Consider the following 13,567-nt stretch of genomic DNA (forward strand, 5'->3'; position numbering starts at 1 on the left):
AATCGAGATTTCGGCCTTGTTCGTGGGCTCGGAAATGGGTATAAGGGACAGGTATCAAATCACGGCCAGCCTTCAGGTACAGGATCCCGTATCAGGCCGGCACGCCGCGTGCCAGCAAGCGGGTCAGATCGGCCGCGGAGCAGTCCCGCCCGAGCGCCGCCGCCTGACCCGACCAGAGCGGCGAGAAATCGCCCGAGCCCTTGGCTTCGGCGGCCATGCGCAGGGGTTGGAGAGCCAGCGCCGCGCCGGGAAAGGCCGGCGCCGCCGCGCTGATCGGCCCGAGGTCCCTCACCGCCCGGGTCAGCAGGCCACGGGCTGGCCGGCCGGTCAGCACGTTGGTGAGGACCGTGTCCTCGTCGCGGGCGGTGGCGAGGGCGGCGCGGTAGGGTTCCGAGATGCCGGCTTCGGGACAGCGGAGATAGGCGGTGCCGACCTGCACCGCACTGGCGCCGAGAGCGAAAGCCGCCGCCACCCCGCGCGGGTCGGCGATGCCGCCCGCCGCGACGACCGGAACATCCACGGCGTCGGCGATCTGCGGCACGAGGGCAATGGTGCCGATCTGCGAGGCGTGAGCCTCGCTCAGGAACAGGCCGCGATGGCCGCCGGCCTCCGCCCCCTGCGCGATCACCGCGTCGACCCCGTGCTCCGCGAGCCAGCGCGCCTCGCGCACGGTCGTGGCCGAGCACAGGATCAGGCAGCCTGCCTCCCGCACCCGTCGCAGCAACGGCGCGGCTGGCAGGCCGAAATGGAAGCTGACGACGCGCGGGCGCAGCTCCGCCACCAGATCCGCCATCACCGCATCGAACGGCGCCCGGTTCGCCATGCTGACCGGCGCCGCCGGATCGAGACCCAATTCCTCGTAGTAGGGCGCGAGCGCGGCCCGCCAGACAGCCTCCCGGCCCGCATCGGGGGCGGGTGGCTCGTGGCAGAAGAAGTTGAGGTTGAACGGCGCGTCCGTCTCCCGGCGGATCTGCGCCACCTCGGCGCGGATCTGGTCGGGGGTGAGCGCGGCGCAGGCGAGCGAACCGAGGCCGCCGGCGGCGCTGACGGCCGCGGCGAGGTGCCCCTTGGTCCCCACCATCGGCGCCTGGATGATCGGGACTGCGATCCCGATGGCAGCCGCGACATCCATCCGCCCCACCATCCCGACCCCCTGACCCGTCCTCTCCACCCGGAGCCGCCGGGCCGGGCGACGCTACGGCTTGGTCGAAGCCGGAGGCTCGATGGCCTCGGCCGGCACCGGCGCCTCGCCGGATGCCTCCTGCTTCACCCTCTTGCGATACTGCACGGCGCCGAAGGGGATCACCGCGAGATAACCGAGGCTCACCGCCGCCATGGCTTCGAACGGGAAGCTGATGACGAGGCCGAAGCCCACCACCACCACGAGGAAGATCGGCACGACGAGGTCGCGGGGCACCCGCTTGCCCCAGGTCTTTCCCGAGAAGGTCGGAACGGTGGAGACGACGAGCAGCGCGATGGCGAGCACGTAGGCCAGCACCACCGCAACCCCCCAGGATCCGACGGGGATGCCGAGGAAGTGGAGGTAGAGCGGCAGCATGCCGGTGATCGCCCCGGCCGGGGCCGGCATGCCGACGAAATAGTCCTTCTTCCATTCCGGCCGGTTCGGGTCGTCCAGCATCGCGTTGAAGCGCGCCAGCCGCAGGCACATGGCGATGGCGAAGACCAGGGCCACGATCCAGCCGACGGATTTCAGGTTGTGCAGGGTGAAGCTGTAGAGGATCAGGGCCGGGGCGCAGCCGAAATTCACGAAGTCGGCCAGCGAGTCGAGCTCGGCCCCGAAGCGCGAGGTGCCCTTCAGCAGGCGGGCGACGCGGCCGTCGATCCCGTCGAGGCCTGCGGCGACGATCACCGCGATCACCGCCGGCTCGAACCGCCCCTCGAAGGCGAGCCGGATCGCGGTCAGCCCGAGGCAGAGCGCGAGCAGCGTGATCATGTTCGGCGCGATCATCCGGAACGGCACCGGCCGGAATCGGCGTGGCCGGTCGTTCGCGTCCGGCGCGAAGGGCGGGAAGAGGTCGTCCATGTCGTCGCTCGACTCGTCGCTTCTCGGCATGTCGCGGATCGCTAGAGCATCGTCCCGAAAGGGGGTTTCCGGCTTTCGGAACAAACCGACGCGGAAACAAGGATCTAGAGCATTTTCCGCGGAAGCGGTTACCGGTTCCGCGAGAAGAAATGCGGCACTATCAAGCGCCTAGAGCATTTTTCATGATCGGAGGATCATGGAAAATGCTCGAGAGCCTCGTCCCGGATCCGGGATCCGGGACGAGGCTCTCGATGTCAGATGCGGCGGAAGGCGCGTTCCGGGCCGCCGCCGAGATCGGCCAGAACCGTCTCGCCGGCCACGGCTTTCTGGCCGAGCCCGACCAGCAGCCGGGTGCCGACCGGCAAATAGACATCGACGCGGGAGCCGAATCGGATCAGGCCGAAGCGCTCGCCCACCTGCTTGGTATCGCCCGCCGAGACGAAGCCGACGATGCGCCGCGCCACGAGACCGGCGATCTGCACCACGCCGATCCGCACCGGCTGGCCGCGATGCGTCGTCTCCATCACGAGGCCGTTGCGCTCGTTGTCGTCGCTGGCCTTGTCGAGTTCGGCGTTGAGGAACAGGCCCGGCGTGTAGTGGATCTGGCCGATCTTGCCCGAGACCGGCACGCGGTTCACGTGGCAATCGAACACGTTCATGAACACCGAGACCCGCAGCATCGGCTCGTGCGACAGGTCGAGTTCCGGCGGCGGCAGCACGGTCGAAATCAGGTTCACGCGCCCGTCGGCGGGGGAGACGACGAGGCCGTCGCCCACCGGGACCACCCGCTCCGGATCACGGAAGAAGTAGCAGACCCAGAGTGTCAGGATCAGGAAGATCCAGCCGAAGAACTGCGAGAAGTAGCCGAACGCCACGGTGAGCACGATGCCGATCAGGATGAAGGGGTAGCCCTCCTTATGGATCGGCACGAGCGTCCGGCGAATCGTCTCGATGAGGTCGGTCATGGGCTCCGAAGGGGTCGGCGGACGAACTGCCCCTGCCGGATGGCAGGGGGGCGCGGTTCCGTCAACCGGCCGCCCGTGCCCCGATGATCCCGGCCGAGCGGATCGGGGGATCGGCCGCAGGGTCGAACAGGCGGAAGGTGCCCCGCCCCGCCGCCTTGGCGGCGTAGAGCGCCGCATCGGCGCAGGCATAGAGATCGAGGGGCGCCGGCCCCGAAAGGGCGATGCCGACCGAGGCGCCGATGGGGAAACGTCTCCCATCGGCGTCGATGGGCCGGCACAGCGCGTCGATGATGCCCTGCGCATAGAGAGCCGCCGCCTCCGGTGAGAGGGGATTCTCGACCACCACCGCGAATTCATCGCCGCCGAGGCGGGCGAGAAGGTCCCCCTTCCGGCAGGTTAGGCGGAGCCGCCGGCCGGTCTCGCGCAGGCATTGGTCGCCGGCTTGATGCCCATGGATGTCGTTCACCGCCTTGAACCCGTCGAGATCGATCAGCAGCAGGGCAGCGACCGGATCGCGCAGGCGGGCCTCGAAGCCGGCCCGGTTGGCGAGGTCGGTGAGGGAATCGCATTCGGCGAGGCGGCGGGTTCGTTCGAGCAGGAGGAGGTCGTCGGTCACGTCCTGTTTCATGCCGAACAGGCGCACCGGTACCCCGTCCTGCCGGTCCACGGTCGCGGTCAGGCGGATCCAGCGATGTTGGCCGGCGGGAGTGACGATCTCCGAGTCGAGGACGAAGCCGGTTCCTTCCATGATCGCCTGAGCGCGTACCGACGTGAGGATGTTCCGAGAGTCCGGACGATACTGGTTGAGGGCCGAGCGGCGGTCGGGCGGTCGGTCACGCGGCAGGCCGAACAGGTCGTAAACCCCACCGCTCCAGCGCAAAGCCTCGGTGCGCAGGTCGCACTCCCACAGGCCCATCCGGGCGGCCTGCGTCGCCCGTTCGAACTGCTCTTCGCGGTGCCGGGCTTCCGCCCGCTGCGCGGCGATGACGGCCGCCTGGATACGCAGCTGCAGGCGCAGGCGCTGGATCTCTGCGGCCGCGCCCTCCCCGAGCGGCTCGCGCCTGCGCAAGGTTCTTGGTGACGTTCCGGGCATGAGGAAGGCCGTCCGGAGGAGCGCTGTTGCAGCGTTCAGCGAAGACGATCTCTCGCCGGATATATTGATGTCCCGTAAAGGTGGCGCGCTTTTCGAAAAGCGTCGCCCCTTCGAGGCTCACTCCCCCAGCGTCACAAGGCCGTGACCGGCTCCAACCCGCCCTCTTCTTCGTCCTCGGCCCGTTTGAGCGCTTCGCGCGCTTGGTCCGCCTGTCGCTGCCGGCTCCAGAGGGAGGCGTAAACCCCGCCCCGCGCGAGCAGACCGGCATGATCGCCCCGCTCGACGATGACGCCCTTGTCGAGCACTAGGATTTCGTCGGCGTGGATCACCGTGGAGAGCCGATGGGCGATCACCAGGGTGGTGCGGCCCTGGCTGACGCGGTCGAGGGCCGCCTGGATCTCGCGTTCGGTGAAGGAATCGAGGGCGGAGGTCGCCTCGTCGAGCACGAGGATCGGCGGTCCTTTCAGGATGGTGCGGGCGATGGCCACCCGCTGCTTCTCGCCGCCCGAGAGCTTCAGGCCGCGTTCGCCGACGGGCGTGTCGTAGCCCTCCGGCAGGCTCTCGATGAACCGGTCGATCTGGGCGAGGCGCGCCGCCTCGCGCACCTCCGCCTCGGTGGCGTCCCAGCGACCGTAGCGGATGTTGTAGCCGATGGTGTCGTTGAACAGCACCGTATCCTGCGGCACCATGCCGATGGCGGCGCGCAGGCTGTCCTGACGGATGCCGGCGATGTCCTGCCCGTCGATGGTGATGCGGCCGGCATTCGGCTCGTAGAAGCGGAACAGCAGCCGCGACAGCGTCGATTTACCGGCGCCCGACGGGCCGACGATGGCGACGGTGCGGCCGGCCGGCACCTCGAAGGAGATGCCGCGCAGGATCGGCCGCTCGGGGATGTAGGAGAAGCGCACGTCCTCGAACCGCACCGTGCCGGCGGAGACCTTGAGCGGCGGCGCCCCCGGCCGGTCCGCGATCTCGGGATTGCGGTGCAGGATCAGGAACATGTCGTCGATGTCGATCAGGGCCTGTTTGATCTCCCGGTAGATCATCCCCATGAAGTTCAGCGGGATCGAGAGCTGCACCAGCATCGTGTTGACGAGCACGAAGCCGCCGATGGTGGTGTGGCCGTTCATGATGTCGCGCGCCGCCAGCAGCATCACCGCCGTCATGCCGAGGGTGAAGATCACCGCCTGGCCGGCATTGAGCACCGCGAGCGAGACGTAGGTCTGCGTCGAGGCCTTCTCGTAGCGCTCCATCGAGGCGTCGTAGCGAGCGGTCTCGCGCGCTTCCGCCCCGAAATACTTCACCGTCTCGTAGTTCAGCAGCGAATCGACCGCCTTGGTGTTGGCCTCGGTGTCCGAGTTGTTCATCCGGCGGCGGATGCCGATGCGCCACTCGGTCGCCTTCCAGGTGAAGCCGAGATAGGCGGCGATCATCGTGGCCACGACCACCGAGTAGAGCCAGTCGAACTCGTAGGCCAGGATGCCGAGGACGAGGACCAGCTCGACGATGGTCGGCACCAGGGTCAGCACCATCAGGCGCGACAATTCCTCGATGCCGGAGCGGCCCCGCTCCAGCACCCGGGTCAGGCCGCCGGTCTTGCGCTCCAGGTGAAAGCGAAGGGACAGCCGGTGCATGTGCTCGAAGGTTTGGAGCGCGAGCCGGCGCACCGCATGCATCGCGACCTTGGCGAACAATCCGTCGCGCACCTGGGTCAGCCCGGCCATGGCGATGCGCGACAGGCCGTAGAGAGCGATCAGCAGAAAGGGAGCCGAGAGCAGCCCCGCCGGGACGGCGGAGGCGGCCTCCACCGTGCCGTCCTTGGCGCCGACCGCCGCCACCAGCGCGTCCGTCGCCCATTTGAAGGTGAAGGGCATCACCATCGTCGCGGCCTTGGCGACGAAGAGCAGCCCGAAGGCGAGGAACACCCGGCGCTGAAGGTCGCTCCGCCCGTGGGGCCAGAGATAGGGCCAGAGGCGGCGATAGGTCGTCAGAAGGCCGGGGCGTTCGGGGGGCGCGGATGCACCCTCCCCCGCCGGCACGGGTGAGTTGGCCATGATGAGGTTCGAAAGAGATCTCTCGGCGCGAAGCGGCCGTCGCTGAGCGCATATAGGCGCCCGCTCCGCCGCGCGCACCCCGCCCGGCCCTCCGACCTCCGGTCGCGCCTCAGGTCCGCCGATCCGGCCCGGCTTTCGCGGCGGGAGCCGCCGCCGCAGGATTGTCCTTCGGCAGCACGAACATCTGACCGGGATAGATCAGGTCGGGATCGCGGATCTGCTCCTGGTTGGCGTCGTAGATCACGGTGTAGCGGTTGCCCTTGCCGTAGATGCGCCGGCTGATCTGCCACAGGCTGTCGCCTCGGGTGATCCGTGCGGTGCTGACCTCCGGCACATAGGCGGTGCCCGCCGCCGTGCCGGGGGCAGCGGCTCCGGCCTCGGGGCGGCCCGGCGTGACGGATGCGGTCCGCTCCCCGTTCCCCTGCGATGTCGCGCCGGACGCGGCGCCGGAGGACGCGGTCAGGTCCGGCTCGGCGCGCCGCTCCGGCCGGGGTGGTGTGGCGGCGAGGTTCGTCACCGGTTGCGCCGCCTCGGATCCGGCTTCGGCCGGCTTGGGCGCGTAGGCGGAACCGCCCTGGCCGGAGGTGATGGCGGGCGCCGGTCCCGGCGGCGTCGGCGCCGCGCCGGATTCTGCGAGCTGTGTCGGCGGCCTGCCGTCGGGATAGGTGAAGGCGACCTCGGCGCGGCTCCTCACCTTGCTTCCGGAGGCGTCCACCGCATCGACCCGGATCTTGTAGGGCCCCGGCTTCACGCCGCGGCCGATGGTGAAGGCCAGCCGCCCATCCGGGCCGGATCGCCCGGAGGCCACCAGCGTGTCGTTGAGATAGAGGCGTAGCGCGCTGCCAGCCGCCGCTTGGCTGGTGACGTGGAGGCGGCCACCCTCCTGCGCGTCCACGCTGACGATGCGGATCGGCTCCTTCCCGGGCTCGGTCTTCCCGGAGGCCGTCTTCCCGGACGCGGTCTTGCCGCCCGGCTTGCTTCCCGCGCCCGGTGGCGCTGCCGCCTCGGGCCGGGGACCCGCTTGCCCCGGCGCCTCGGCGAAGGCGGTGACCGCCTGGCCCGTGCTCCCGGGCGCGTCGGGCTGAGACAGCACCCGGGTCGGCTGATCGGGGGTGCTCAGAGCGATCAGCGGCTTGGCGTCGCGCCGTTCGGCCACCACCACCGTCACGCTTTCGCGGCCGGTGACGGGCTTGCCGTCCGCGCCGGTGGCGCGCAGCACGATCTCGCTGCTGCCCGCCGGCAGGTCCGGTGGCGTCAGGGCGAACTGGCCGGATTCGTCGGCCGAGACCGTGGCGAAGGGCTTTCCATCCCGCAGCAGGTCGATCCGGGCACGGGGCGCCGCGCGGCCGGCGATCACGCTCGCGCCGTCGGGTTCGACGCGGACGATGTCGAAGGTCGGCGCATCGCCGGCCTCCGCCTTCGCGCCCGGAGCGGAACGGTCCGCCCGCCCGCTTTCCCCTTGCGATGGGCCGCCGGGAGCGGCATGAGGAGGCTCCGTCGAGGCTGTTCCGCCCGCACGGTCCCCGGTTTCCGTTCCGGCCGAGAGCGATTTCGGCGCGGCCGGTGTTTCGGCAGAAGGGTTGACCGCCGCGTTGCGCTTGAGAAGTTCCCCCGTCCCGAACAGAGCCACGACCATGGCGAAGCCGCCGAGCAGCCCCACGGCCGCGAGGAGGATGCTTCGCCGCATCTCAGCCGTCATGGCTGCTCACTCCCGTCCTGTTCGGGCCGCCGCGGGCACCGGAAAAGCGCCGCCGATTGTCGACAACCCGTCTAATTCCCGTGACATATTAACGAACATGAGAAGAACACCAAAGCTCGAACGCGTCTGCGCTCTTAATTTCCCTGCAAATTCAGCATTTTTGCCGGTGGGCGCCTTCGGCCACGGCAAGCGGGACGGTGCCTGATGGGGCGGCTCAGATCGGTCTGTGTGTATTGCGGCTCCGGCTTCGGAGGCGATCCGGCCTTCGCCGACGCCGCCCGGCGGCTCGGCACGGCGCTGGCGGGGGCGGGCGTGAAGCTCGTCTATGGCGGCGGCAATGTCGGCCTGATGGGCACCGTCGCCAGCGCCACCCTCGAAGCGGGTGGCTACGTCACCGGCATCATCCCCGACTTCCTGAAATCCCGCGAGCGCATGCTCGACGAGGTGCAGGAGACGATCGTCGTCTCCGACATGCATACCCGCAAGAGGCTGATGTTCGACCGGGCCGACGCCTTCGTCGCGCTGCCCGGCGGCATCGGCACCCTGGAGGAACTGGTCGAGCAACTGACCTGGGCCCAACTCGGCCAGCACCGCAAGCCGATCCTGCTCCTCTCGGTCAACGGCTTCTGGGATCCGCTGATCACCCTGATCGATCACATGCGCGCCCACGGCTTCATCCGTGAAGGGCTCGATTTGAACTACCTCGTCGGAGAGGATCCCGACCGTGTCGTGGAGACTTTGGCGGAGGTGCTCGCGAGGGTCGAGCCGGCGCCGCTGGCGGATGAGCTGATCGAGCAGCGGTTCTGAGGGCGGCGATGAGCGGGACCGAGCACACCATCGCCGGCGAGCATCGGGGCGAGCACTATTCCCAGGTGCTGGCCCGGCTCTCCCGCAACGCCGCCGTCCGGCGCTACCTGGAGATCGGTGTCGCCTTCGGGGACATCTTCTCGGGCATCGCCTGCCGGCACGGTGTCGCCGTCGATCCCGAATTCCAACTCAAGACCAACGTCGCGGCCAACAAGGCCAAGGTCTCGCTGTTTCAGGTGATGAGCGACGTCTTCTTCGAGCATCTGAACCTGCGCCGGGACATCGGCGGGCGGCTCGACCTCGCCTTCCTCGACGGCATGCACCTGTTCGAGTTCCTGCTGCGGGATTTCTTCAACACGGAAGCGATCTGCCGCAAGGACTCGATCATCGTGATGCATGACTGCCTGCCGGTGGCCGCGCCGATGGCCGACCGCGACCCGATGCAGGCGAATGCGCGCGGCAAGGGCACGCCCTACGAGAACTGGTGGACCGGCGACGTCTGGAAAATCATCCCGATCCTGACCCGCTACCGGCCCGACCTCCAGGTGATGCTGGTGGACGCGCCGCCCACCGGCCTCGTGATCGTCACCGGCCTCGATCCGTCCTCGCGCATCCTCAAGCGCAGCTACCAGAGCATCGTCGAGGAGTTCTCCAGGCTGCCGAACACCACCGAGGAGATCGCGCGGCTCTATGCCGATCACCCGATCGTGCCGACGGAGGAGGCCCTGCGCCGCTTGGGCGGGCGCTCCTACGCCCATGGCGGCGGCTGGCTGCGGCGGTTGACCGGTTGAGACTCAGCCCGCCACCGTCCAGGTGGTGGTGCCGTCCTTGTTGTCCTTGACGCTCACGCCCATCGCGGTGAGGGCGTCGCGGACCCGGTCGGACGCGGCCCAGTCCTTGGCGGCGCGGGCCGCCTTGCGCTCGGCGAGCAGCGCCTCGACCCGGGCCACATCGATTCCCGCCGCGCCGACCCGCTCCGCCTCGCGCTGCGTCTTCGATTGCGGGAGGAAGCCCATCAGGCCGGCTCCGGCCTTCAGCGCGCCGGGGCTGGTCCCGGCCAGCCGGTGCAACTCGCCGAGGGCGGCAGGGGTGTTGAGATCGTCGCCGAGGGCCTCGACCACGCCCTGCGGCATAGCCGCGTCGGGCGCCGCCTCACCCGCCGCGTCGTACCAGCGATCCAGCATCCGGCCCGATTCCTCCAGGCCGCGCAGGGTCCAGTCGATCGGCTGGCGGTAATGGGTCTTGAGCATGTTCAGGCGCACCACCTCGCCCGGCCAGTCGTTCAGCACCTGCCGGATGGTGATGAAGTTGCCGAGCGATTTCGACATCTTCTCCCCCTCGACCTGCAGGAAGCCGTTGTGAAGCCAGACATGGGCCATCACGTCGGTGCCGAAGCAGCAGCGCGACTGCGCCACCTCGTTCTCGTGATGCGGGAAGATCAGGTCGATGCCGCCGGCATGGATGTCGAAGGTTTTGCCGAGGTGCTTCCAGGACATGGCGGAGCACTCGATGTGCCAGCCGGGGCGCCCCGGCGCCGCGATCCCGCAGGGCGAGGGCCAGGAGGGCTCGGTCGGCTTCGACGGCTTCCACAGCACGAAGTCGAGGGGTGAGCGCTTGTAGGGCGCGACCTCGACCCGGGCGCCGGCCTCCATCTCGTCGAGGGGGCGCTTCGAGAGGGCGCCGTAATCGGGCATGGAGGGCACGTCGAACAGCACGTGGTCCTCGGCGACATAGGCGTGGCCGGCTGCAACCAGGCCTTCGATCAGGCGGTGCATTTCGGCGATGTGATCGGTCGCCCGTGGTTCGATGAAGCGGGCCGGCTCGCCCGGCCGATTCACATCCTCCGCCATCAGTACGCCGAGGTCGCGGAGATCCTCGTGGAACTGCGCCAGGGTACCGTCGGTGAGATCGCGGATGGTGATGCCGCGTTCCAGGGCGCGGGCGTTGATCTTGTCGTCCACGTCCGTGACGTTGCGGGCATAGGTGACGTGCGCCGCGCCGTAGAGGTGCCGCAGCAGCCGGAACAGCAGGTCGAAGACGATGATCGGCCGGGCATTGCCGATATGGGCCGCGTCGTAGACCGTCGGCCCGCAGGCATACATCCGCACATTCGCCGGATCGATCGGCGCGAAGGCCGCCTTCTCACGGGTCAGCGTGTTGTAGAGCCGCAACATCGGGGTCATTGCCTGGTTCCTGCCGGGCTGGCCCGGCCTCCTCTGCGGCGCGTGCCGCCTTCATACTTTGTCGTTGCGGCGCAGCGGGTTCCGCTCGCCTTCGGGCGGTCTCCGTCCACCCGCCGCCACACTCTCGCCAGTGCCGCCGGCCGCCGCTGTTGCGCTGCCGCGACGGTCGCCGCGCGGAGGTTGGGCTAACCCAAAACGGTGATGAATTCGAGAAGGGCGGGGCCCGGCCGCCGCCCTCCGACCGCGAGCGGACCGGCAAGGATTTGTTTACCGCGCCGTCCGAACACTCCGAACTCGAACGAAACCGTTCACAAGGTCTTCACCATGCGCCGTCCGGCCGCCGTTCTTCTCACCCTCGTCCTCGCCACGGCCGCCCTTCCGGCGCGGGCCGGGAACGAACCCGCCGCCGCCCCCAAGCATGTCGAAAAAACCTTCCTCGTCCCGGCCGAGGACGGCTACGGCGTGGGTGAGTGCCTGAGCGGCGGTCCGAGCGAGTGCGGCCAGGTGGTCGCCAATGCGTGGTGCGAATCGCAAGGGTATGCCAGCGCCAGCAACTACGGCGTCGCCGCCCAGGACGAGTATACCGGCGCCATCGACGGCCTCGCGGCCCCGGCGAAGAGCGCGCCGCGCCCGTTCCGCATCACCTGCCAGGACTGATCCCGGCAGGACTGATCCCGGCAGGGTCGATCCGGGGCGCTCGATCTACTTCAGGAAGTCGGCGCATTTGGGCGGCTGCTCCGTTCCCCAGGGGGCGAGCGGCACGCTGGAGGTCGAGTTCTTCGGCGAACCCTGCACCACCTTGTCTGAATAGACCATGTAGATCAGCGTATTCCGCTTGGTGTCGCATCCGCGCACGATCTGCATCGACTTGAAGATCAGCGAACGGCGCTCGCTGAACACGACTTCGCCCTGTTTGACCTTGTCCTTGAACTGAACCGGGCCGACCTGCCGGCAGGCGAGCGAGATGTCCGACACGTCCTCGGCGAGCCCGAGCGTGCCCTTGATGCCCCCCTTCTCCGGCTGGGTGTACCAGCAGGCGATGCCCGCCACCGCCGGGTCGTCGATGCCGTAGACCACGAGCTTGTCGTTGGGCGTCAGCGGGCGCCAGACCGTCGACTTGTCGAAGATCCGGTCCGGCTCCTGGGCGAAGGCCGGCCCGGCCGCCGCGAGGGCGAGCCCGGCCGCCATCCAGGCCGCCGCGAGCCGGCTGCCGTTCCCAATGGTGCCCTTGAGCCACATCATCGACGTAATCCCCCTGAAGCTTGGCTGTCGAGACATGGTGTCTCTGTCCCGAAAGGGCGAGGGGCTTTAACACATGTCTGTGTTAGCGTGGGCCGCCTCAGTCGGTCCTGAGCGCCGACGACCGTCCTTCCGCGACCTCCTGCCCGAAATCCCCAGCATCCGCCCATGCCGATGATCGGACTGCAGTCTCGCCGTGCCTTCGCCGCCCTGCTCGCCGCCCTGACTGTGGGAGGGGCGGCGCCGGCTGCGGCCGCGCCGGATGTCTGGGCCTGCCAGCGCTACCGGACGGAGCTCGCCAACCTCAATGCGAGTGCTTCCACCGCCACCGCCCTGCAGAATGAGGTCACGCGGCTCCAGACCTATTATCGCAGCCTCAATTGCGAGGGCGGTAAGTTCCTGTTCTTCGATACCCGCCCGCCGCAATGCGGTGCCGTGGAAGCGCGGATCCGCTCGCTCAACGCGACCTATGGCGGCGGGGACGGCGAGGTGGTAGCCGCCCGTCGGCGCCAGCTCGTCGCCGCCGTGTCGAGCGCCTGTACCGGCCTCGTTCCCGGTGAGGGACATGAGGGGCAGACCGCCGGCCAGACCGCCCGCGGCGGTGCGCAGGTGATCTGCGTGAAGACCTGCGACGGCTCCTATTTCCCGATGGGCAACCTGCCCGACGGGCGCGGCGGCGCCGACGAGATGTGCCAGGCGCTCTGCCCGGGGACGGAGGCCGTGGCCTACTCGATGCCCCACGGCGACGATGCCCTGAAATACGCCGCCACGATCAAGGGCAACCGGGCCTATGCGGCGATGCCGGCGGCGTTCAAGTTCCGCAAGAGCTTCACCCCCAACTGCTCCTGCAAGAAGGAGGGGCAGAGCTGGGCGCAGTCGCTGGCCAAGGCCGAGAGCATGCTGGTGCGGCATAAGGGCGACATCTTCGTCACGCCGCTGCAGGCCGAGGCCCTGTCGCGGGCGCCGAAGGTGCGCCTGACCCTGGTCGGCCGCGCCGACCGGACGGCGGCGGGTCTTGCCGCCGATGCGGCGAGCCGCGAGGGCGCTCCCGCCGCGGGCTCGGAAGCGAGGACGGAGTCCGCCGAGCGGACCGGCGCGGCGGGCGAAGGTCGGGGCGCCATCCGGGTGATCGTCCCCGGCCTGCTCCAGCCCACGACTCCCTCGCCCTGACGGGTCGGCGACCGCCGGACCATGCCGGTTTTGCATGCCCGGCGTGAGATCCGCCGCCCGGCACAAGGGAACCAAATCGGCCTGATCGTGTTCGAAACCGCCGATCGCGTTTCACGAGGCTGCCTTCATGCGGATCACCCGCTCCCTTCTGCTCGCCGGCACGATGCTGCCGGCGCTTGTCCTGTCCGATCTCTCCGTCGCCCGCGCCCTCGGCGATGATGGCGGCCGACGGATCGATCTCGCGCAGCGGGAGGAGGGGGGTGAGGGACCACGCGGCGGGCGCGGCCCGGGCGCGCCCCGAGAGGCCCGACCG

The 13,567-nt window shown here is 69.2% G+C and carries 13 protein-coding genes; 5 read left to right on the plus strand and 8 right to left on the minus strand.

The genetic code is table 11. The features are described from left to right. Positions 1 to 91 precede the first annotated feature (91 nt). The 6 genes from MZTS_RS21850 to MZTS_RS21875 form a co-directional block, all read right to left on the minus strand. Positions 92 to 1,132 (minus strand): NAD(P)H-dependent flavin oxidoreductase, encoded by a 1,041-nt coding sequence (locus MZTS_RS21850; RefSeq protein ID WP_246482221.1) that lies wholly within the window; start codon positions 1,130 to 1,132, stop codon positions 92 to 94. 63 nt (positions 1,133 to 1,195) lie between these two features. Further along, entirely contained in the window at positions 1,196 to 2,044 is an 849-nt protein-coding gene (locus MZTS_RS21855; RefSeq protein ID WP_192285410.1) for a CDP-alcohol phosphatidyltransferase family protein, read from the minus strand. A 254-nt stretch (positions 2,045 to 2,298) separates the two neighbouring features. Then, on the minus strand, positions 2,299 to 3,009 hold the full coding sequence (locus tag MZTS_RS21860; protein WP_192285400.1) for a phosphatidylserine decarboxylase: 711 nt from the start codon (positions 3,007 to 3,009) through the stop codon (positions 2,299 to 2,301). Between the two features lie 61 nt (positions 3,010 to 3,070). After that, complete coding sequence (locus MZTS_RS21865) at positions 3,071 to 4,078, minus strand: GGDEF domain-containing protein (RefSeq protein ID WP_246482222.1); 1,008 nt, start codon at positions 4,076 to 4,078, stop codon at positions 3,071 to 3,073. A 155-nt stretch (positions 4,079 to 4,233) separates the two neighbouring features. Further along, the gene (locus MZTS_RS21870) at positions 4,234 to 6,156 is read right to left on the minus strand and encodes an ABCB family ABC transporter ATP-binding protein/permease (protein WP_192285401.1); all 1,923 of its coding nucleotides are present in this window, start codon (positions 6,154 to 6,156) and stop codon (positions 4,234 to 4,236) included. A 109-nt stretch (positions 6,157 to 6,265) separates the two neighbouring features. After that, entirely contained in the window at positions 6,266 to 7,855 is a 1,590-nt protein-coding gene (locus MZTS_RS21875; RefSeq protein ID WP_192285402.1) for a LysM peptidoglycan-binding domain-containing protein, read from the minus strand. 204 nt (positions 7,856 to 8,059) lie between these two features. On the opposite strand from MZTS_RS21875, the gene MZTS_RS21880 reads away from it, so the two are divergent. Both MZTS_RS21880 and MZTS_RS21885 read left to right on the plus strand, forming a co-directional pair. Beyond that, positions 8,060 to 8,662, plus strand: coding sequence for an LOG family protein (locus MZTS_RS21880; protein ID WP_192285403.1), 603 nt, complete (start codon positions 8,060 to 8,062; stop codon positions 8,660 to 8,662). Positions 8,663 to 8,670: 8 nt separating this feature from the next. Next, positions 8,671 to 9,453, plus strand: a complete 783-nt coding sequence (locus tag MZTS_RS21885; RefSeq protein WP_192285404.1) for a class I SAM-dependent methyltransferase — start codon at positions 8,671 to 8,673, stop codon at positions 9,451 to 9,453. Positions 9,454 to 9,456: 3 nt separating this feature from the next. Here the strand turns inward: MZTS_RS21885 and cysS are convergent, their stop codons facing one another. Next, positions 9,457 to 10,845: a cysteine--tRNA ligase gene (gene cysS / locus MZTS_RS21890; RefSeq protein WP_192285405.1), complete on the minus strand. Its 1,389-nt coding sequence runs from the start codon at positions 10,843 to 10,845 to the stop codon at positions 9,457 to 9,459. Positions 10,846 to 11,169: 324 nt separating this feature from the next. On the opposite strand from cysS, the gene MZTS_RS21895 reads away from it, so the two are divergent. Then, positions 11,170 to 11,502, plus strand: coding sequence for a hypothetical protein (locus MZTS_RS21895; protein WP_192285406.1), 333 nt, complete (start codon positions 11,170 to 11,172; stop codon positions 11,500 to 11,502). Positions 11,503 to 11,547: 45 nt separating this feature from the next. On the opposite strand, the gene MZTS_RS21900 is transcribed toward MZTS_RS21895, so the two are convergent. Next, on the minus strand, positions 11,548 to 12,087 hold the full coding sequence (locus tag MZTS_RS21900; RefSeq protein ID WP_192285407.1) for a CreA family protein: 540 nt from the start codon (positions 12,085 to 12,087) through the stop codon (positions 11,548 to 11,550). Positions 12,088 to 12,258: 171 nt separating this feature from the next. On the opposite strand from MZTS_RS21900, the gene MZTS_RS21905 reads away from it, so the two are divergent. Both MZTS_RS21905 and MZTS_RS21910 read left to right on the plus strand, forming a co-directional pair. After that, positions 12,259 to 13,254, plus strand: coding sequence for a DUF2865 domain-containing protein (locus MZTS_RS21905; protein ID WP_425492768.1), 996 nt, complete (start codon positions 12,259 to 12,261; stop codon positions 13,252 to 13,254). Positions 13,255 to 13,381: 127 nt separating this feature from the next. After that, the coding region (locus MZTS_RS21910; protein ID WP_192285409.1) for a hypothetical protein at positions 13,382 to 13,567 on the plus strand (186 nt) is incomplete at its 3' end.

The sequence above is a fragment of the Methylorubrum zatmanii genome, assembly GCF_014845115.1.
Classification (GTDB): domain Bacteria; phylum Pseudomonadota; class Alphaproteobacteria; order Rhizobiales; family Beijerinckiaceae; genus Methylobacterium; species Methylobacterium zatmanii.

Bases quoted from the DNA above. Each gene is read 5' to 3' on its own strand.
- MZTS_RS21850 (WP_246482221.1), bottom strand. From the start codon at position 1,132: ATGGATGTCGCGGCTGCCATCGGGATCGCAGTCCCGATCATCCAGGCG.
- MZTS_RS21855 (WP_192285410.1), bottom strand. From the start codon at position 2,044: ATGGACGACCTCTTCCCGCCCTTCGCGCCGGACGCGAACGACCGGCCA.
- MZTS_RS21860 (WP_192285400.1), bottom strand. From the start codon at position 3,009: ATGACCGACCTCATCGAGACGATTCGCCGGACGCTCGTGCCGATCCAT.
- MZTS_RS21870 (WP_192285401.1), bottom strand. From the start codon at position 6,156: ATGGCCAACTCACCCGTGCCGGCGGGGGAGGGTGCATCCGCGCCCCCC.
- MZTS_RS21875 (WP_192285402.1), bottom strand. From the start codon at position 7,855: ATGACGGCTGAGATGCGGCGAAGCATCCTCCTCGCGGCCGTGGGGCTG.
- MZTS_RS21880 (WP_192285403.1), top strand. From the start codon at position 8,060: ATGGGGCGGCTCAGATCGGTCTGTGTGTATTGCGGCTCCGGCTTCGGA.
- MZTS_RS21885 (WP_192285404.1), top strand. From the start codon at position 8,671: ATGAGCGGGACCGAGCACACCATCGCCGGCGAGCATCGGGGCGAGCAC.
- cysS (WP_192285405.1), bottom strand. From the start codon at position 10,845: ATGACCCCGATGTTGCGGCTCTACAACACGCTGACCCGTGAGAAGGCG.
- MZTS_RS21895 (WP_192285406.1), top strand. From the start codon at position 11,170: ATGCGCCGTCCGGCCGCCGTTCTTCTCACCCTCGTCCTCGCCACGGCC.
- MZTS_RS21900 (WP_192285407.1), bottom strand. From the start codon at position 12,087: ATGATGTGGCTCAAGGGCACCATTGGGAACGGCAGCCGGCTCGCGGCG.
- MZTS_RS21905 (WP_425492768.1), top strand. From the start codon at position 12,259: ATGATCGGACTGCAGTCTCGCCGTGCCTTCGCCGCCCTGCTCGCCGCC.